28 protein-coding genes and 2 tRNA genes are annotated in these 17023 nt (G+C 55.1%); 19 read left to right on the top strand and 11 right to left on the bottom strand.

All coding sequences use genetic code 11. From position 1 onward, the window contains the following. Positions 1 to 186: 186 nt before the first annotated feature. On the bottom strand, positions 187 to 1092 hold the full coding sequence (locus ACP26L_RS25270; protein ID WP_426447455.1) for a phosphotransferase family protein: 906 nt from the start codon (positions 1090 to 1092) through the stop codon (positions 187 to 189). 282 nt (positions 1093 to 1374) lie between these two features. On the opposite strand from ACP26L_RS25270, the gene ACP26L_RS25265 reads away from it, so the two are divergent. After that, on the top strand, positions 1375 to 2244 hold the full coding sequence (locus tag ACP26L_RS25265; protein WP_426447453.1) for a YitT family protein: 870 nt from the start codon (positions 1375 to 1377) through the stop codon (positions 2242 to 2244). 494 nt (positions 2245 to 2738) lie between these two features. Here ACP26L_RS25265 and ACP26L_RS25260 read toward each other — a convergent pair whose 3' ends face one another. Then, complete coding sequence (locus tag ACP26L_RS25260; RefSeq protein ID WP_426455081.1) at positions 2739 to 2939, bottom strand: transposase; 201 nt, start codon at positions 2937 to 2939, stop codon at positions 2739 to 2741. Positions 2940 to 3042: 103 nt separating this feature from the next. On the opposite strand from ACP26L_RS25260, the gene ACP26L_RS25255 reads away from it, so the two are divergent. The 3 genes from ACP26L_RS25255 to ACP26L_RS25245 all read left to right on the top strand — a co-directional run bounded on the left by ACP26L_RS25255 (position 3043) and on the right by ACP26L_RS25245 (position 3898). Further along, on the top strand, positions 3043 to 3312 hold the full coding sequence (locus tag ACP26L_RS25255) for a late competence development ComFB family protein (protein ID WP_426447451.1): 270 nt from the start codon (positions 3043 to 3045) through the stop codon (positions 3310 to 3312). A gap of 134 nt (positions 3313 to 3446) precedes the next feature. Next, positions 3447 to 3532, top strand: a tRNA-Leu gene (locus ACP26L_RS25250). Positions 3533 to 3679: 147 nt separating this feature from the next. Further along, positions 3680 to 3898, top strand: a complete 219-nt coding sequence (locus ACP26L_RS25245) for a spore germination protein (RefSeq protein WP_426447449.1) — start codon at positions 3680 to 3682, stop codon at positions 3896 to 3898. 129 nt (positions 3899 to 4027) lie between these two features. Here ACP26L_RS25245 and ACP26L_RS25240 read toward each other — a convergent pair whose 3' ends face one another. Continuing rightward, entirely contained in the window at positions 4028 to 4495 is a 468-nt protein-coding gene (locus ACP26L_RS25240) for a hypothetical protein (protein ID WP_426447448.1), read from the bottom strand. 143 nt (positions 4496 to 4638) lie between these two features. On the opposite strand from ACP26L_RS25240, the gene ACP26L_RS25235 reads away from it, so the two are divergent. Genes ACP26L_RS25235 through ACP26L_RS25215 form a run of 5 tightly spaced genes read left to right on the top strand, consistent with a single transcriptional unit; the run spans position 4639 to position 6293 of the window. Next, positions 4639 to 4872, top strand: a complete 234-nt coding sequence (locus ACP26L_RS25235; protein ID WP_426447446.1) for a spore germination protein — start codon at positions 4639 to 4641, stop codon at positions 4870 to 4872. 3 nt (positions 4873 to 4875) lie between these two features. Next, positions 4876 to 5097 (top strand): spore germination protein GerPB, encoded by a 222-nt coding sequence (locus tag ACP26L_RS25230; protein WP_426447444.1) that lies wholly within the window; start codon positions 4876 to 4878, stop codon positions 5095 to 5097. A gap of 16 nt (positions 5098 to 5113) precedes the next feature. Then, positions 5114 to 5728 carry a spore germination protein GerPC gene (gene gerPC, locus ACP26L_RS25225; protein ID WP_426447443.1) on the top strand — a complete coding sequence of 205 codons (615 nt, stop codon included), beginning with the start codon at positions 5114 to 5116 and terminating at the stop codon, positions 5726 to 5728. Then, complete coding sequence (locus ACP26L_RS25220; protein WP_426447441.1) at positions 5725 to 5910, top strand: spore gernimation protein GerPD; 186 nt, start codon at positions 5725 to 5727, stop codon at positions 5908 to 5910. Before gerPC ends, ACP26L_RS25220 begins: the two co-directional genes overlap by 4 nt. After that, the gene (locus tag ACP26L_RS25215) at positions 5907 to 6293 is read left to right on the top strand and encodes a spore germination protein GerPE (RefSeq protein ID WP_426447439.1); all 387 of its coding nucleotides are present in this window, start codon (positions 5907 to 5909) and stop codon (positions 6291 to 6293) included. The genes ACP26L_RS25220 and ACP26L_RS25215 overlap by 4 nt, the downstream gene beginning before the upstream one ends. A 6-nt stretch (positions 6294 to 6299) precedes the next feature. Here ACP26L_RS25215 and ACP26L_RS25210 read toward each other — a convergent pair whose 3' ends face one another. Further along, positions 6300 to 6536, bottom strand: coding sequence for a hypothetical protein (locus ACP26L_RS25210; protein WP_426447438.1), 237 nt, complete (start codon positions 6534 to 6536; stop codon positions 6300 to 6302). Positions 6537 to 6752: 216 nt separating this feature from the next. Between ACP26L_RS25210 and ACP26L_RS25205 the strand changes: the two genes are divergently transcribed. Continuing rightward, on the top strand, positions 6753 to 7142 hold the full coding sequence (locus tag ACP26L_RS25205; protein WP_426447436.1) for a VOC family protein: 390 nt from the start codon (positions 6753 to 6755) through the stop codon (positions 7140 to 7142). 12 nt (positions 7143 to 7154) lie between these two features. Continuing rightward, on the top strand, positions 7155 to 7358 hold the full coding sequence (locus ACP26L_RS25200; protein ID WP_426447434.1) for a hypothetical protein: 204 nt from the start codon (positions 7155 to 7157) through the stop codon (positions 7356 to 7358). A gap of 83 nt (positions 7359 to 7441) precedes the next feature. Here ACP26L_RS25200 and ACP26L_RS25195 read toward each other — a convergent pair whose 3' ends face one another. Beyond that, on the bottom strand, positions 7442 to 7603 hold the full coding sequence (locus tag ACP26L_RS25195) for a hypothetical protein (RefSeq protein ID WP_426447432.1): 162 nt from the start codon (positions 7601 to 7603) through the stop codon (positions 7442 to 7444). Positions 7604 to 7749: 146 nt separating this feature from the next. Between ACP26L_RS25195 and ACP26L_RS25190 the strand changes: the two genes are divergently transcribed. Together ACP26L_RS25190 and ACP26L_RS25185 are read left to right on the top strand one after the other, a co-directional pair. Further along, positions 7750 to 7956 (top strand): hypothetical protein, encoded by a 207-nt coding sequence (locus tag ACP26L_RS25190; RefSeq protein WP_426447430.1) that lies wholly within the window; start codon positions 7750 to 7752, stop codon positions 7954 to 7956. 51 nt (positions 7957 to 8007) lie between these two features. After that, the gene (locus tag ACP26L_RS25185) at positions 8008 to 8181 is read left to right on the top strand and encodes a hypothetical protein (RefSeq protein ID WP_426447428.1); all 174 of its coding nucleotides are present in this window, start codon (positions 8008 to 8010) and stop codon (positions 8179 to 8181) included. 70 nt (positions 8182 to 8251) lie between these two features. Here the strand turns inward: ACP26L_RS25185 and ACP26L_RS25180 are convergent, their stop codons facing one another. Next, complete coding sequence (locus tag ACP26L_RS25180; RefSeq protein ID WP_426447427.1) at positions 8252 to 8434, bottom strand: DUF3973 domain-containing protein; 183 nt, start codon at positions 8432 to 8434, stop codon at positions 8252 to 8254. A 513-nt stretch (positions 8435 to 8947) separates the two neighbouring features. On the opposite strand from ACP26L_RS25180, the gene ybaK reads away from it, so the two are divergent. Together ybaK and ACP26L_RS25170 are read left to right on the top strand one after the other, a co-directional pair. Further along, positions 8948 to 9418, top strand: a complete 471-nt coding sequence (gene ybaK / locus ACP26L_RS25175) for a Cys-tRNA(Pro) deacylase (protein ID WP_426447425.1) — start codon at positions 8948 to 8950, stop codon at positions 9416 to 9418. An 87-nt stretch (positions 9419 to 9505) separates the two neighbouring features. After that, positions 9506 to 10393 (top strand): DNA ligase, encoded by an 888-nt coding sequence (locus ACP26L_RS25170; RefSeq protein ID WP_426447423.1) that lies wholly within the window; start codon positions 9506 to 9508, stop codon positions 10391 to 10393. Between the two features lie 60 nt (positions 10394 to 10453). Here the strand turns inward: ACP26L_RS25170 and ACP26L_RS25165 are convergent, their stop codons facing one another. Both ACP26L_RS25165 and ACP26L_RS25160 read right to left on the bottom strand, forming a co-directional pair. Then, on the bottom strand, positions 10454 to 11803 hold the full coding sequence (locus ACP26L_RS25165; RefSeq protein WP_426447422.1) for an Nramp family divalent metal transporter: 1350 nt from the start codon (positions 11801 to 11803) through the stop codon (positions 10454 to 10456). A 169-nt stretch (positions 11804 to 11972) separates the two neighbouring features. Beyond that, positions 11973 to 12045, bottom strand: a tRNA-Val gene (locus ACP26L_RS25160). A 219-nt stretch (positions 12046 to 12264) separates the two neighbouring features. On the opposite strand from ACP26L_RS25160, the gene ACP26L_RS25155 reads away from it, so the two are divergent. Then, positions 12265 to 13209, top strand: a complete 945-nt coding sequence (locus ACP26L_RS25155; RefSeq protein WP_426447420.1) for a hypothetical protein — start codon at positions 12265 to 12267, stop codon at positions 13207 to 13209. Here the strand turns inward: ACP26L_RS25155 and ACP26L_RS25150 are convergent. Further along, entirely contained in the window at positions 13206 to 13637 is a 432-nt protein-coding gene (locus tag ACP26L_RS25150; protein WP_426447418.1) for a PilZ domain-containing protein, read from the bottom strand. The two genes, ACP26L_RS25155 and ACP26L_RS25150, sit on opposite strands and share 4 nt — an antisense overlap. Before the next feature lie 114 nt (positions 13638 to 13751). Next, complete coding sequence (locus tag ACP26L_RS25145; protein WP_426447416.1) at positions 13752 to 13979, bottom strand: hypothetical protein; 228 nt, start codon at positions 13977 to 13979, stop codon at positions 13752 to 13754. 109 nt (positions 13980 to 14088) lie between these two features. On the opposite strand from ACP26L_RS25145, the gene ACP26L_RS25140 reads away from it, so the two are divergent. Together ACP26L_RS25140 and ACP26L_RS25135 are read left to right on the top strand one after the other, a co-directional pair. Further along, on the top strand, positions 14089 to 15132 hold the full coding sequence (locus ACP26L_RS25140) for a phosphotransferase (RefSeq protein ID WP_426447415.1): 1044 nt from the start codon (positions 14089 to 14091) through the stop codon (positions 15130 to 15132). Further along, on the top strand, positions 15129 to 15428 hold the full coding sequence (locus ACP26L_RS25135) for a YfhH family protein (RefSeq protein ID WP_426447413.1): 300 nt from the start codon (positions 15129 to 15131) through the stop codon (positions 15426 to 15428). Before ACP26L_RS25140 ends, ACP26L_RS25135 begins: the two co-directional genes overlap by 4 nt. 2 nt (positions 15429 to 15430) lie before the next feature. Here ACP26L_RS25135 and ACP26L_RS25130 read toward each other — a convergent pair whose 3' ends face one another. Beyond that, positions 15431 to 16153 (bottom strand): Crp/Fnr family transcriptional regulator, encoded by a 723-nt coding sequence (locus ACP26L_RS25130; protein WP_426447412.1) that lies wholly within the window; start codon positions 16151 to 16153, stop codon positions 15431 to 15433. A 212-nt stretch (positions 16154 to 16365) separates the two neighbouring features. On the opposite strand from ACP26L_RS25130, the gene mobA reads away from it, so the two are divergent. Then, the gene (gene mobA / locus ACP26L_RS25125) at positions 16366 to 16986 is read left to right on the top strand and encodes a molybdenum cofactor guanylyltransferase (protein ID WP_426447410.1); all 621 of its coding nucleotides are present in this window, start codon (positions 16366 to 16368) and stop codon (positions 16984 to 16986) included. Positions 16987 to 17023 lie beyond the last annotated feature (37 nt).

Here is a 17023-nt window from a genome sequence, read left to right as displayed (position 1 = left end):
TTTTATTAGGTCTATCCAGCTAAGTATATCGGCAGAAACATGCGAAAGTTGAAGTCAGTCATTCTGGAAGAAGTTCTCTTCGAAGAACCATCTTACAGACGGCCCTTTTCGTTTGTTCGGAAATAAAAAAAGAAGACGGCCCATGGCGATGGGTCCGTCTCTAAGAAGCCAACAAGAAAGCCCTGTTTAAAATTGGCTTTCCTGTATGGAATGGTTTAGTTGGTTCAGACTGATCTGGATGTATGTTTGATCTTTCTGAGTAAAACCTATCAGCAGCCCTGTTAAAGGTACTGTAAATTGGTAAAAACGGGCTCTTTGAACGAATGTCCCGTTTACATCCCCTTTATAATGCTGCAGCAGCTGATACATAAATGATTCTCCCAGCCTGATATATCCAAAGTCCATAGCAGGGTCTCCAAATTTTAAACCCAAATCGATGATACCTTTAAATTGATAAGATTTTGGATCAATAATAATATGATCCTTTTTCATGTCACCATTGATAAAACAGGGCTGGAACTGAAAATTCCGGTCATCATTGAGAAAGCTTTCATAAAGCCAAGCAATCCATTGATTTTGTCTATGTTCTAAATAGGGACATACGTATTTGATTATTGTTTTGTAATGCTGTTTCCAATGAAATTTAAAATATTCCGATTTTGATAGTTCGATTGGAAAGTAGGCGCTGCCAGGAAATAAATGAATTCCATACAGTACGGTAGCCACATGTTTAGAGATACTGGATAGTTTATCTTCAGGTACTTGAGTGGAGAGAGGGGGCTTGAGTTGATCTCCCACTATCATAGGGTAACTTACATAAGGGATAGGGTCATTTTCAATGATGTCATACTGAGGAATATGAGGGACCCAATTTATTAATCGAGGCATGATGAGCTGTTCAAGCAGTATGTGATGATGAGCATCCTTATGTCCTTCTTTGGGGAAGCGAAAGACCCTTGGATCGGGTCCATCCTTGTCGATGATCATGACATCATTTGCTGAACCGGTAGTATTCAGGTCGAAGGGTTTATTTTCAATAAGATGCGGATGCTTTTGTTTTATGATGCTTATTACTTTCTCGATATGGGACATGAGTTCCCCCCCTACCCATTTCAACTCACAAGCTGGATACGGCTAATGGTTACAATAAGGTATGCATTCGGTTTGCAAATTGAATAGATAGGAGTACAAGGACGGTCGAAATGGACTTTTTCAATCTTAACGAATACGAACAACAGTCTGCAGAGGCAGAACGGTTCAATCGATTAAGCAATGGAATGTGATATTTGTATAGATATCAGGTAAAATTAACCGAGGGTTCGCTGAACGATGATAAAGAATGCGGGTCTATTGAAAACGAAATGAGGTCAAAGGATGAAGACAGAACACAAACGAGCTGCTTTAGTAGTAAAGGTTTTGCGGGGACTAGCGGTAATCCTCGGTGGATTCATCACTGCCTACGGACTTGAGGCCGTCTTGATTCCAAACAACGTATCCGACGGCGGTGTTACAGGTTTAAGCATCGTTGGATTCGAGCTTACCGGATTGCCGCTAGGACTGTTAATCGCGGTTCTTAATATTCCGTTTATATTTCTAGGATACAAGCAAATCGGAAAAAGCTTTGCATTTTATTCTGTGATCGGTATTGCTTCTCTGGCCGTCGGCACGGTTGTTCTGCATCATATCTCGCCTATAATTGAAGGAGATACACTTCTGGTAACCGTTGTCGGAGGGATTATTATCGGTTTTGGCATGGGTTTGGCATTACGGAATGGCGGCGCATTGGATGGGATCGATATGTTAGCCGTACTGCTTTCTCGAAAATTGCCTTTCGGTACAAGTGATCTCATCCTATTCCTCAATATGTTTGTGTTCATCGTCGTCTCGACTGTATTCGGTCTTCAAGGGGCTCTGATGTCGGCTATTGCGTATTACATAGCTTCTAAAGTGATTCATATCGTTGAAGAAGGATTAAGCGGCGCCAAAACGTTTAAGATTATCACCAAACATCCTGAAGTCATGGTTGAGACCATTCGGGACCGCTTAGGGCGCGGTGCTACATATAATCTCGTGCAAGGCGGATACTCCAACGAGCAGTTCAAAGAAATTACCTGCGTCATTAACCGGCTGGAAGAAAGCAAAATGAAAGAAATCATTTATGAGATTGACTCGAGTGCCTTTGTTATGGTGTACGATGTTGCCGAAGTAAAGGGCGGAAGCTTCAAGAAACAAGACATTCACTAAAGAAGCATGGCGGTCCTGCAGCTCCACAGCGGTAGGGCGCAGCTCTAAAAATTTACAATGGGCTAACCTTATGGGAATGAGTATCTTGACCGATAATTTAGTTAAACAGTAAAACCATTTGCCATCACAAATGTAGAGATACCTTCATGAGGTACTCCTATCCCGATCTCTGGCAATGAACTACGAGGTGAAGTCAACCATGGCCGGCTGGATCTATTTTCTATCGCTCCTTAGTTTTTTGATTCCGATTGGTTTCTTTTTTATATAGCGGTAGAGATATGTTGGCGCAATCACACGATACTGAGCAGGCTGTCTGCCGGTTTATTTTATTCTGCCATGCTCCTGTTTGCATCCTCTTTATTGGCCAATCTTATTCCAACGACATATATACAAGTTGTTACGATGGGTTGAAGTTTATTCCAAGCGCTTCGAACATTGGTCTTCCTGGAAGATCCTGCTGCTTAGCTATTGGCCGGCTTTTTACTCCGGACTGTTCATCTTTCCTTCTTCCTATGTACATATTGCATATTTAGAAAGGGGGCACTGGAAGGATATACTGACCAAGCGCAGGAGCCTTTATCATCATCATGGTTAGCGTTCAGCATCTGGCGATGGTTGTTCGGGGGTCTCCCTCCTGGTGGTTTTCTTTCGGCTGGCAGCAGGTCCTTGATTTTATCCCATTGGTCATCACGGATTTCGTATCGTCCCGCATAAATTGACGGATGTTATCCCTATTCACTTCACTTTTACTCTCTATAGATCGGTGGTTCCCACATGCTGAATGGCTACAAAAACATCATGGAAGAAATCGTTGAAACCTTTGTCGATGTTTTGTTAACCGGACCGGAATATCAAACGTTTTGTAAGTGCAAAAAATGTAGAAACGACACCATAGCTTACTCGCTGAATAGTTTACCTCCTCAATACGCTACGAATGATGTGAACAGAGACAGAATTTTTGAGCGATACAGCAGTAATGACATGAGAGCGTGGATTAACAAACGTATTATTATTGCTGTTCATTTGGTTGCGAAGTTCCCTAAACATGAACTTTCCATAACAGAGTGAAATCATGAAAAAGAAAATGTTGATTTTTCTAAGGTTCGTGGATATAATAAATCTCATTGGTCTGTTGGGACTGAATCCGTTGGTTAGAGCGGTCAGCTCATAACAGGGGATGAAGTCCCTCAGGGCCCACTCATGCCGGAGTGGCGGAATTGGCAGACGCACAGGACTTAAAATCCTGCGGTGGGTGACCACCGTACCGGTTCGATCCCGGTCTTCGGCAGATGCTTTTGACATCATAGGGTTTATCTCCATTTCGTCTTCGGGCGGAGGGAGATAGACCCTTTTTTCATTGGTGCCCGGCAATTCCAGTGTTGTTTTTCATGGGCGGCACATATACTTTACCACTACAAGTAGAGGAGGAAGCCATATGCCTTCCATTATTCTGGCACCGATCAAGATTACGGGTAACGAAGGAGAGCTGGTCTTCGGCGACGTGCTGCAGATCACCCCCAAGAGCACTTCGAAGACGGCCTCGGGGGCGGGGGGCGGCAATACCGGAGATTTCAGCGCTACCTTCACCCTGGTGAGCTTCACCAACACGCTCGATCCCGATATAGCGGATTCGAACAATACGGCGAATAACTAGCCGCTGCTGGAACACGGCGTGGTTCCTGCAGGCAGAGCCCAAAATACGCGCACTGGACCTTCTTCTGCAAAGAAAGGGATACAGCTGCGCGTTTTTTGATCTCCGCGTAAGCTTCGGGCGAAAGTTCTCCTATGAGAAACGGATGTCGATTTCGTGAAACAGGTTATCAGCCGCCTGCTTCCGCAGGTGAAGCTGGAGTACGCCCTGGCGGTAGACGGCTTTGCAGCTCCCGGGGACAATGGGAGAGGTGAGGCGGATCGTCTGCGTATTGTCATCCGGCAGGTTCTCCAGGCGCACCTGGCTGACGCTGAGCAGAAGCCGCAGCCGGCGCGCCTGGGCCCGGTCGGGAATATGCACTTTGACGATAACGCTCTTGTGGGTATCGAAGATTTCGGTATGAAAATGATGCTTGATGGACGGCGCTTCCGCAGCCGGCATGGCCTGTCGCAGCACGTCCTTCACGTAATTCTCCACCCAGGCCATCCCTTCGCCGGCACCCGGCACACCGGCCTGGCCGGCGAACGGCATTTTGCCCCCAAAGAACTGCTCGAACTGTTTCCAATTCATCTCGAACGGATTGGGGTTCGGACCCTCCATATGTCATCAACTCCTCGCTGCTTCCAGTATATGAGCCCGCCCCTCAAAGCATGATTGCCCGGCGGCAGCCGCTTCATCAAAACATACTTGAACGCGCAGGATCATATACTGTATCAAATCCAATAACGGATAGGGTGTTGCTCATGCCGGCAGTAGTAGGAGCCATCAAGATTGTCAACGTCGGTACAGGCTCCGTAGTGCATATCGGCGACTCGATACAGATCGCCCCGTCCTCTGTTGCCAAAACGTTTGCCGGAGCAGGCTCATTCAATACCGGCGACGGACTGCGGATTTATAATATGGTCAGCTCGACCAATACATATGATGCGGACCTGGCCGATTCCATAATCACGTCGGCGGATAAGGCGGTGGGGTGAATCGTGCAGCTGGTGATCCATCAACAGATCGTGATCCACCAATTGAAGATAGGGTCCGTGTCCAATTCGTCCGTTCTGCAGATTGGAACGGCGGGCACGATCCGGTCGCTCTCCAATCTATACAATACCGGCGGATTCACCGGTCCCGCACCTGGCTTTGAACAGGGGGCAAGCGGGGAAGAACAGTCTCCTCTGCCTTTAGTACCGCTGCCATCACCCCGGTGAAACGGAGGAATAACCGATGAAGTTTATGACACCCGAATCGTACTTCCGCAAGCTTAACGAATATCTGGCCTGGCAGACGGACCGGATCCGCTGGCTGGAGAAGCGGGTGGATTCCATGGCACAGGAAGTGGAGGCGCTGAAGAAGCAAAAGGGGATCACCATTGAAAAAATCGAATATAATTTCGATCAGCTCAAAGTGGACCGGCTCGAAGGGACGCTGAATGTGGGGCTTTCCCCCCAAGGGCTCGGTCCTTCGGCGCTTGAAGATGCTTCTGCGGGCGGAGAGCCGATCCGGACGAATACGGCGAAATCCGAGTCGTTTGAACGCATCCAAAGCAAGGTGTTCAATTACCTGAATGAGAGCTGTCCTGCGGAGCTCGGCGAGCTGGAGCGCCAGTACGGCGTGGAGTTCGGAACTGATTTTCATAACGTCATGATCGGTGATCTGCAGAGTCAGGTGGGGCCGAGGATCGATTATTACTTGAAGTCCGCTGCGGCTCCGGATCAGCCTGTACTGACGGCGGAGCAGGAGAAGTGGGTGGAAGATCGGGTGATCGACGATGTCCGCAGGGGCATGCAGATGTACTTCGTGAACAAGAAAGCGGATTTGAAGGGAGAAGACGGCACATGAATCTGTTCGTGGACAATAAGGAGCTGCATGTGGGCAGCGTTCAAATTACCGGGGTGGCGAGCGCCTCCCTGTTCCTGATCGGGGATGCGAATCTCATCCGCCTCTCGAGCGTGTTCGATACGCCGCCCGAGTCTCTGATTATCGGGCCGATAGAGCCCTTAACCCCGGAGGAGCCCGAGTGAGCCGCGGTGTCCGGACCTCCGTCGTCGGGAGCATCCGTGTCATTGACATAGGCTACGCTTCCACGCTTCTGGTGGGCGATCTGGTCGATTTTGCTCCCGTTTCGCTGGCCTTGGCCGTACAGCGGGAAATCCCGCGCTTTTACGGGAATGAGGGGAAGTTCGAGAACTTCCCCTTGTTCGTCGTCCCGATTCCGCTTCCCTCCGCAGATCAGCCCGTTCGGATGACCGTAAGACAGTCGTGTCCCCGGATTCAGGTGGACCGGGTCCGGGTAACCGCCGTCTCTTCCTCTTCGATGCTCCAGGCGGGAACTCTCGGTTCAGCCCGGGCGGAGTCGAGAGTGAAGCATATCCGGCAGCTGCAGCGCGCCCATACCGACAGCTGATGGGGGTTACACGAGGTACGTCCCCCAGAGATGGAATACCGATCCGCTCTGGTAAGGGGGGAACACTTCGCCGGCTTCCCAGGACTCCACCATGCGTGAGGCGCTGAGGGGGTCCATGCCGTGCTTGAGAAGCTCCTGGAAAGCTTGGGGGTTAGAAAAGCCGCCAGGGGCGGGGGAAGAGGGGGAGACGCCGTGTCCGGCCTCTGAGGGAGCGAGAGCTCGAAGTATCGCATTACGGTTCATGGACTGCCGCATCCTTTCGGGCGATTCCCTGGGGAATCGAGTAGGGTTTCTACCACTATATGCCCACTGCCACGTCAGGGTGCCCAGGGGCTCCGTCTGTGCCGCGTCAGCCGAAGGCCGGCGGGAGAGAAGCCTCGGTAGGAGGCGGTGATGCGGGAGGATATGGTATAATACGGTGAAACCAAGCGGTTTACCAGGAGAGGGGAGCTGGCGAAAGTGGCACGTACCAGAATCGAACACGTAGGCATTATGGTCAAAGATATCGATACCTCCGTAGCCTTCTATGAAGAGGTGGTGGGACTGAAGCTCAAGGACACCCTGCTTCATACGAACGGTGTCATCAAGCTGGCATTCTTAGGCTTTGGGGATCAGGGCGAGACGGAAGTCGAGCTTATCCAGGGGTATAACGGAGGACTGCCCCAGGAGGGCAAGGTGCATCATCTGGCCTTCACCGTAGATGATATTGAAGAGGAGTTCGAGCGGATCGGCAGGCTGGAAGTGCAGCGGATCGATGAAGAGATCATCACGCTGCCGAACGGTTCAAGGTACTTCTTCTTCCATGGTCCGGACGGGGAGTGGATCGAGTTTTTCCAATCGACACGTTAAGGCGGTAAAGCTATGCTTCTGAGCAAGCAGCAAAAAAAGCTCATTGTGGACATTCTCATGAAAGAGAGGCGGCGCCTGTTCTCCCGGCACAAGGGGGAGCTGCTCGACCGGACGATCGCCGATCTGCTCCAGGCGGTCCGCAATGAAGACATCAACATTACGGACCCGCGCGACAGCTCCATCGATTGGGGCAGCCGCGGACGGCCGAAACGGTAAACTTACATACGAAACGTCAGCACCAAGACGCAAAAGGCACCTTCTTCCAAGAGGGTGCCTTTTGCGTCCTTGTGCTGTGCTGCTCAAGGTTTGGAGATCAGCTTCAGTTCCAAAGCCTGCTCCTCGGTCAGAATGAATTCCTCCCGAGGCCAGAATTCCTCTCCGGCATCCCTTCCGAACAGGGTTTGTACCTGCGGCCACACGCCTTTCTCAACGGCTTCCTCCGCCGTGACCATAATTTTCATGAGCGAATCCTCCTGCCCCTAGCATTGGCGATTTGTTAAGATATTACACCAAATGGACAGGAATGCACCACTTGAAATGCGAACGAATGTTTGGCATAATAAGAGGTAAGGGAACGGATGTTCTGTGTTTCGGAGGAGGAATGACTGTGGAAGCCTGGATGCGAAAGTACAAAGGAAGCATGGTGGAGCTCATCTATTCGGATGGTGCCGAGCGTTTCACGAAGCGGGTGGTCCGGATTTTGTCCGTGCACGGAAGCTATGTATTGGTCTATTGTACGGAGCGCAAGGCGGTCCGCAGCTTTGCTCTGGGAGGCATACTGGCATACCAGCCGCTCTCGGGGAAGGGCGCCTAGCGGGTCTCCCCTGGGATAGAGGCATGATGCAGGGTAAGGAGCTGGATCGGGATGAAGAGCAATCTGTACGATGAACTGAAGACGAACGGGAGAGATGAAGGGGAACGGCTGCGGCTGCTTATGGATGAGATCCGTTCCCTGCTTGAGGCGAAGAAGAAGCGGACGCGGCTGGCGAAGCTGCGGTCCCTGCGTCCGAAGACGGTGCCGAAGGCCTGGGAACCGTAAGCGGCCGTTGCGGCGGTGGCACATAGCGCTGTCATGGTGGAATCTGGCGTCCCTTCCTGAGAATCAAGAATCAAGCGGAAGTGGACTGCAGTACATGTACCGGGGCCGGTGTCTCCGGACGTTTCGGTACCTTCACGCACATACCTGCCCGGTACAGCGTGTCGTGAACGTAGTGGAAGCCGGTCGTAAATACCATGTGATCCGGGGACGACTCGGATGAATGCAGTTGTTTGCATACGATGCAGTAGTACATAGGGGTTGTCTCCTTTTATTCACATTATGACAATGATAGACAAAGTGTATGCATGTGTTGGACGCAGTATGCCAACAATCCGATGGGGCGGGCCGACGGGCAGGCCTATAGTGAAGAGTTATTCTCCCTTACCCTCTTTCGACAAAATTGAACCGAGAAACAGCTTGAAATTTGTCGAATTATAGGCGGATAAGGCGTGAAAGTAACAGAAAATACAGAATCCGACAGAAACGGTCTGTCGAAGTCCGGCGTACAAGGCCTCCGCAGGCTTTGTGCGTTTTTTGCTTTCTTGTGGGTTCCTAATAAGGCTGGAGTGAATGGATGAAGGGAGGACGACTATGGAGGAAAGGAGAGGTACAGCCAAGATTCGCCTCAGGCCGCAAGCTGCTGGCGGGACGGAGACGGAGCGGCGGAAAGCCCAGGCTGCGGCACGCCCCCCGCAGTATGGTATGATATATGGAAACGTGGAAGAGAGCTTTCCGGCTTTGCCGGAAGAAGGAGAGGGGGATTCCTGTGGCGTCCAAAACCAATGCCTGCCGGCTGCTCGATAAGCTTGGAGTGGCCTATACGCTGCATGAGTATACTTGGGAGGAGGACCAGCTTGACGCGGAAACGGTGGCAGGCAAAGTAGGTCTGCCGGCCAGTCAGTTGTTCAAGACGCTTGTGCTTCGGGGAGACAAGACCGGCGTGCTGCTCGTTTGTATCCCGGGAGACGAAGAGCTCGATTTGAAGAAAACGGCCGCTGTCAGCGGCAACAAGAAAGTCGAGATGGTGCCGGTCAAAGAGATTCAGGGACTTACGGGATATATCCGCGGGGGCGTATCCCCCTTAGGCGTAAAGAAGGCTTATCCGCTGTATTTGGACCGCAAGGCGCTCGCTCTGGATCCGGTGAGCATCAGCGCGGGCCGCCGGGGAATGCAGATCTTCCTGGCGGGAGAGGCGCTGGCTGAGGCCGCCGTGGCCGTACTCAGTGAATTGACGTAAGAGTGGGGAGAGAGTAAGGTCAACGGGCGGGCAAGCGGTACCCGCGCAGAGAGGAGAAGATGCATGCTGTTTACCGGGATAACCCCCATGCGGGCTGAAGCTGCCTGCGAGCCTTTCGATGACGCGGACTTCCTCTTCGAGCCCAAGTGGGATGGGGGCCGTCTCCTGCTGCACAAGCAGGACGGCCGCTGCGAGATCTACACGCGAAGCGGGCGCACGGTGACGGAGAAGCTGCCGGAGCTGCGGGAAGCGCTGGCGACGCTTCCTGTCCGCTCCGTGATCCTCGACGGGGAAGGCATCGTGCTGCGCAGCGGGCGTCCGGTCTTCGACGACTGGGCGTACCGGCTGCGGATCAGCCACACGGCCAAGATCCGCACCGCCCGGCAGACGCACCTGGTCCTCTTCGCGGCGTTTGACCTGCTTTACACGGACAGGCATCACTTGGACGAGCCTCTGACACAGCGCAAAGCCCGGCTCGGGGAGCTGCTTGTGTCGCGGGGAGGGATTCTTATGCCTACGGTAACCGTGGAAGCCCAGGGCCGCCGCCTCTATGAACGGACGGCGGCGCAGCAGCTGGAAGGGATCGTGGCGAAGCGCAAAGACTCCATCTACGTGCCGGGCCGACGCAGTCCCGATTGGATCGGGATCCAGCATCCGCGCCTAATCGATGCGGTGATTCTGGGATACCGCGCAGACCCGTTCGAGCTGGTGATCGGACTGCACTTCCGCACCGTGAAGAACAAGCCGGTAGGGAAGGTGGCGGGAGGGCTGACGCCTGAGGACCGGAGCCGGTTTCTTGCGCTTGCCCAAGGGCTGTGGACCCGGAAGGAGGGAGGGATCCAGTGGATCGAGCCCCGCCTCTGCTGCCGGATCTCCTACCGGGACCGCAGCGAGATGCATCAGCTCGGCGGCACGAAGTTCATCTCGTTCCTGTGGGAGAAGGAGCCGGAGGAGTGCGTCTGGCCCTATACATAAAGCTCCCCGGCTTCCTTGCGGACACCGGGGAGGGGAGCCGGGCAGCGCCTTGGCCGGCCGCTACCCCAGCAGGGTCCGGTACAGCAGATAGGCGTTCAGGCCGATGATGAGTGCGGCGACCCCCCAGGCGAGCAGCTTCACCCAGCGGGCGTTGACGAATTCGCCCATCTTGCGCGGATCGCCGGTGAACTGAACCAGCGGCACAACGGCGAAGGAGAGCTGCAGCGACAGAATCACCTGGCTGAGAATGAGCAGCCGGGCCGTTCCACTCTCGCCGTACAGCGCCGTGACGATGACTGCCGGGATGATGGCGATCACCCGGGTTATGAGACGGCGCAGCCAGGGCGACAACCGGATCTGGAGGAAGCCTTCCATGACGATCTGCCCGGCCAGGGTGCCGGTTAAGGTGGAGTTCTGGCCCGAAGCGAGAAGCGCCACGCCGAACAGGATGCTGCCGATGGTCGTACCCAGCAGCGGTGTAAGCATGTGATACGCTTCTCCGATCTCCGCAATCTCGGTCAGGCCGGCCCGATGAAAGGTCGCAGCCGCGAGAATGAGGATGGAGGCATTAATGAACAGGGCGAAGAACAAGGCAATGGTGGAATCCCATGTGGCGTACCGGATCGCCTGCCGCTTCCCCTCCGCCGTTCGGGCATAATCGCGTGTTTGTACAATAGAAGAGTGCAGATACAGGTTATGCGGCATTACCGTCGCGCCCAGAATCCCGATGGCAATGTACAGCATCGCCGGATTCGTGACAAGCTCGGTCCTTGGAACGAACCCGTGAAGAATCCCGCCCATATCGGGCTTCGACAGCCAAATTTCCGTCACAAAGCAGCCGCCGATCGTTGCGATGAGCACGATAACCAGCGCTTCGATATAGCGGAAGCCCTTGTTCTGCAGCAGGAGCACGAGAAGCACATCGAAGGCGGTGATCAAGACGCCGTAGACGAGCGGGATGCCGAACAGCAGATTCAAGGCGATGGCGGCCCCGATCACCTCCGCCAGGTCGCAGGCGGCGATCGCCAGCTCGCACAGGAACCACAGGACCATCGCCACCGGCTTGCTGTAGTGGTCCCGGCAGGCCTGGGCGAGATCCCGGCCGGTCACAATGCCGAGCTTCCCTGAGAGTGCCTGCAGCAGGATCGCCATCAGGTTGGACAGCAGGATGACCGACAGGAGGCTGTAGCCGAACAAGGACCCGCCGGCAATGTCGGTGGCCCAGTTCCCGGGGTCCATATACCCGACGGCGACCATGTAGCCGGGCCCTGCGAAGGCCAGAAACTTCTTGAGCCAAGAGCCGTGTGCCGGCACCTTGAGCGATCTGTGAGCCTCAGGCAGACTGGGGCTCTGCCGGGCTTCCCTCCAGCCCGAAGGGGGGAGGGGCTGCTCTTTTGCCTGTTCGTTCATAAGCGGGATACACTCCTTTGCGTTCTCATGTATCATAGCCCCGGCTAACTCTTTTGGTCAAGGGCAACATTAAGGCTAATTACCACCGATATTCCGGGTTTAACCAGTCAACCCGTGAGGAGGGAAAAAGAAAAGAGCCCTTGATAGCTCAAGGACTCTTCTGCGTGTATGACCTGTACTGGGCTCGAACCAGTGACCCCCACCCTGTCAAGATGGTGCTCTCCCAGCTGAGCTAACAAGTCATAATAGGAACGGATCGAACTTCGAATTGAGTTGATCTCGTTTTGCTTGGGACGTTTATTATCATACCAAGGGAGTGGGTTCGTGTCAACTCCCCTATCAATTTTTTGTGAAGGGGTTCGCACCGGAGGGGAACAAGCTGTGACGGTTCGCATAGGTTTCGCCGGAATCGTTATGCTATACTTACAGGAAAAACGAGCCTCTGAAGGGAAGGGAAGCGTATGAGAGACTTTAGATGGGGATTGGAGCCGCAGCAGCCGGCCGATCCGGCTCAGGCGATAGATGCAGACAAGGAGACCCTCGACTGGGGGGAAGCGGAGTGGGGGACGCACCGGTACCATATCCGGGGGCTGGTTAACGATACGATCGCGCAGCTCGGCCGGAGGGAGAAGGCCGCTGTACTGGGCGCAGGAAATCACGGAGACGTGGACCTGCCGGATGTCAGCACGCACTTCCAGGGCTTGACGGTGCTCGACACCGAGGACAACGTGCTCGAAGAGGTGCTTGAGTCCACCGGAAGCTCCGCGGCGGGGCGGATCAAATCCCTGACCCGCGTGGATTACACGGGGCTCGATCAGATCTCGTTCTACGAGAGGTATGAAGAGCTGCTGAGCGGCGGTGCGGCTGCGGACAAGCTCGTCGCTTTCCTGAGGGACAGTGCGTTTGAGGCCCGGCGGGTCGAAGTGATGCCGCATCTCAAGAAATCGTTCTCGCTGGTCGTTTCTTCCGGCGTACACACGCAGCTTTTCTATGCGGACGCCCTCGCGCAATTTCACGGGTACATGGAGCAGTATACCGAGGCGCAGCGGAAGGCGATCATTGAAGCGATCCGTTCGCTCCGCAATTCGCTTGTGACCGCGTACAACCAGACGCTGCTCTCGCTCCTGAAGCCCAACGGACGGATCGTCGTCTGGAGCGAGATGATCCTGATCGACGAGAGCAAGTCGGAGATTATGGAGGAGCTGAACGGGAAAACCCTCGGTTCCGAGCGGACCGCCTATCTCTTCTCGGTCTTCGGCAAGTTCGGCATGGATGCGGCGGTCCTGGGTCTGAAGGATCTGCATGACAAATTAAAAACGGACCAGCTTCTGTTTCGCAGCTGGTCCTGGTATACGGAGTCGGGTAAACGGTATCTTGTGGCGGGCTTGTCCGGTCCGGTACGCTAGAAGAGGCCAAGCCCCTCCAGCTCGTCCTCGGGCAGGAAGCTGCAGGAAGCGAGCACAGGACTCTTGCGCAGCTTGACGGACAGCTGGTTGATGACGCTTGCGAGGGAGGCGGTGTCCTGCTCGTCCAGCGAGAACTGGGCGCAGTACTGGGGATTCCCGCCCGTATCCACTGTACGGACAATGACGCCAAGGGGTTTATAGTCTCTGCCGAGCGCAGTGAACCGCAGCTCGACAAGCAGGTGCTTCTCATCGGGCAGAGGGCCGGTAGCGATGAACCGGGCCCCTCCTGCGGAGAGGTCCAGCAGGGCCGTCTTCATCGTGCGGGTCACCGCCTGGTTGTCATGAACACCGACCATGCGCAGCTCGGCGCCGAGAGGGCGCTGAAGCTTCAGCCGGAAGAAACGGCGCTTGTTGGTTTGTTCGCTCATGTTGGACCGTCCTTCATATCTGTAAGATGGGAATGGTATGTCCACTATACCGCAGGACCATCACTTCCGGCAATCGGTAAAATCCTAGCATGAAAGAAAATGAAAAAACCGCTCTTAGTAGAGCGGCAGTTGAACGCTGCTGCGGGCTTTGGAGTCGTACAGGACGGCGTTATTGCCGATGACTTCAATATGGTCGATCTCTTGGATCGGAGGGCAGGACGGCACAGACTGCCGATGCTGTGAGCTTTCCAGCACGGTAAGGAGTCTTGGAATCGCTTTCTGGTCACTCGAGATGAAACGAACGGGAATCTTGCGGTCGCCGATAATGAGTTCAGTCGTCATCGGAATCATTCCTCCCTTTCCACTTCGGATAAATCTATTATACAATAGTTCTAGCAAAAAACGATCCTAACTTTGTTACATAAGGTGACATGAATCGAGGGAATGAGACATGAACTTTACAAGCGAGGAGCGAATCGGCTCGATCCTTGCCGGCTATTTTGAGAATCCGTCGTGGATTGTCGAAGAAAAAGAGAGCGGTGTCAACAACACCACCCGATATATACGGATGGACGGGGAGCTTTATGTGCTCCGGATTTACGAGAATCATGCGGACGAACAAAAAGCGGCGTTCGAGCACGCCGTACTGCACGCCCTGGGCGGGGCGGGACTGCCCTTTGCCGTGCCACAGCCCTGCCTCTCGCGGGAGGGAGGGACGTATGTATACTCCGCCGACGGCAAGCTGGCGGTGTTGTTCCGCTATATCGAGGGAGAGCGTGCCCGGCTGGACGTACCGGAAGTGGCGCGGTCGGCCGGCGAGGCCGTGGGGCAACTGACAGCCGCGCTGCAGCAGGTACGGATACCGGACGCACCTGCGTACGAGCCCTATTACGATATCTATAACGTACACCCGCTGGTCAGCCGGAAGGTACTGTGGGATTGGCTGGACGAGATGGGGGGCACAGGGATGGGAGAAGCGGCGGAGTGCGTCCGCACGGCTCTAACAGCCCTGGAGCAATCGCTTCCGGAGCTGCTCCGGCTGCCGGTGCAGCTCGTTCACTCCGATATCGTATACGGCAACATGCTGGCATCCGGAGACGAGATCACCGCGGTGCTTGACTTTGAATTCGTTACGCCGGATTGGCGGGCGATGGAGCTTGGCGTCTTCCTCGCCGAGCTCTTCCCGCCGGACTCCCTCGGCTCGCCGGAAGCTGAAGAGGCCTGCTGGCAGGCGGCGGAGCGGGCGCTCGAAGGCTACGGCCGGGCAGCCGCCTTGACGGAGGCGGAGCTGCAGGCGCTGCCGCAGCTCGTGCTGCTGCGGCGCCTGGTGCTGGTGCCGCACTTTTTGGGCCGCAGCTTGGCCGGTGTAGAGGCCGGGGACCGCGCAGCGTATTATCTTGCAGGCTTCGCCAAGATTCAGCGTCTGATCGCGGAGCAGGGGCTCCGGCTCACGGCGCTGGCGGAGCGTTATATTCGGAAGGAGCGGGAAGCATGAAGAAACTGTATAGTCAAATGTCGAGGGAAGAGCTGGAGCACGAAATGAAGACGCTCCGTGAGGACATAGAACGGGCGGAATTCCCGAGCCAGAAGGCGGTGCTCGAGAGCAAATACGAAACAGCCAAGTCTTATACGCTGGACCCTGCGGATTTCCCGCCGGGCCTGTACAAAGTGCACAATGTGCAGCTGCCCTTCCATGTCGTCTATCTGAACGGGATTATGGCCTGGGGCACGCTGGACGGCCGGGAAGAAGCCAGCTTCCCCCTCTCGATGCTGACCCGTTTTCAGCCCTGAATTCAGATGCGGCACATGTCGAGCGGGCAATTCTCGCACTGGCAGATGTCCCTTAAATAAGAGAGATCTTTGACGATGGTATAGCCGCCCTCCAGGGTGACGACATCGGCTTTCTTGAGGTCGCTCAGCATCCGGTTCACGCTCTCCCGTGTGGAGCCGATCATCTCGGCGAGCTCCGTGTTCGTCACCTTACGGGTGATGCGGATGGCGTCGCCCTGCTTTTCCCCGTAGGAATTGCAGAGCCGGATCAGCGTGGAGCAGAGGGCGCCCGGCTTGCCGAACATCATCAGGTCGCGGAATTTGGTCTGCGTCATGCGATGGATCAGCCCCATCCACTTCATGAATTCCACAGCAAGATCCCCATGCTGCCAGAGCAGGGTATCGAGGTCCTTCTGTTGGATGAATCCGATGACGCTGTCTTCCAGCGCCTCGGCATTGAAGCTGTGCAGAGATGCTTGGAACGGATCCAGCTGTCCGAAGAGGTCGCCTTCGCCATGCGTATAGAGAATAAAATGCTTGCCGTCCCCGCTGTCCTTGGTGATGCGCACGCTGCCGCTTTTCACATAGTACAGCTTGTCGGCCGGATCGCCCTCCCAGAACAGGTGGTCACCGGCCTTTACGTTCATCTCGTACATGGTTGCCTTCAACCGGTCGAGGTTCTGGGCGGAGAAGCACTCCGAGTTCGCTTGGTGGCGGATCATGCCGCTTGATTTGGTGTCTGTCATATTGGTTCTGGCACCCTCCTGCTCTTCCTGAAATCCCCGTACTGCAGCTCTTTCTTCTTAAGATACCCCAATCTCCCGGGGGTTGATGTGATGGTTATCACGTCCGGCTAACTTTTCCTGCCGGAGTTGTGACCGTTGTGACAGGCAGACGGGAGCAAAGGCGGTATAGTGAGGATATATCATCTGGCGAAGCCGGAGGGGGAACAGACAGTATGATGACAGGAGTGATTCTGGCGGGCGGTACCATGCGCCGTCTGAGAGGAATCGAGGCAGGGCTGCTGCCTTACGCGGAGAGTACGATCATGCAGCGCCAGCTTCAGGTGATGGAGTCCTGCTGCAGCGAGATCATTCTCATCACCGACGACCCGCGGCGCTATCTCGAGCATGTGCCGCGGCGTGTGCGCGTGCTTGCCGATTATTATGAAGGCCGGGGGCCCCTGGGCGGACTCCATGCTGGGGTCGCCCTGGCGCAGAACGACGCTGTGTGGGTTACCGGGAGCGCCATGCCTTGCGTGTCGCCGGCCGCGGCCTTGCGGCTGCTGGAGCGGATGCTTCAAGACGGCAGCTTGGCCTGCCTGCCGGATGGGGAGCATGGCGCCTTCCCGCTGCACGGGGTCTTCTCGACCCGCTGCCTGGCACCGCTCGAAGGGCTGCTGCAGGGCGGGACGGTGGAGCCTGATTGGACGGCGCTGCTTGATCTGCTGCCCGTATCGAGATATAGCGAGGCGGAGCTGGCTGCAGAGGGCATCGAGCCGGGCTATGGGCTGCGGATCCGCCATGCAGAGGACTACTGGAGGGCACTCGCGCAGGATGCGGCTTCACGTGAAGATTAGGGTCACGGGTGTAAGCGGTAGGCAGGCTAGGAGAGGA

This window comes from Paenibacillus sp. S-38, from assembly GCF_049942825.1.
Taxonomy (GTDB): domain Bacteria; phylum Bacillota; class Bacilli; order Paenibacillales; family NBRC-103111; genus Paenibacillus_G.
This window is presented reverse-complemented; position numbering and strand designations above follow the sequence as displayed.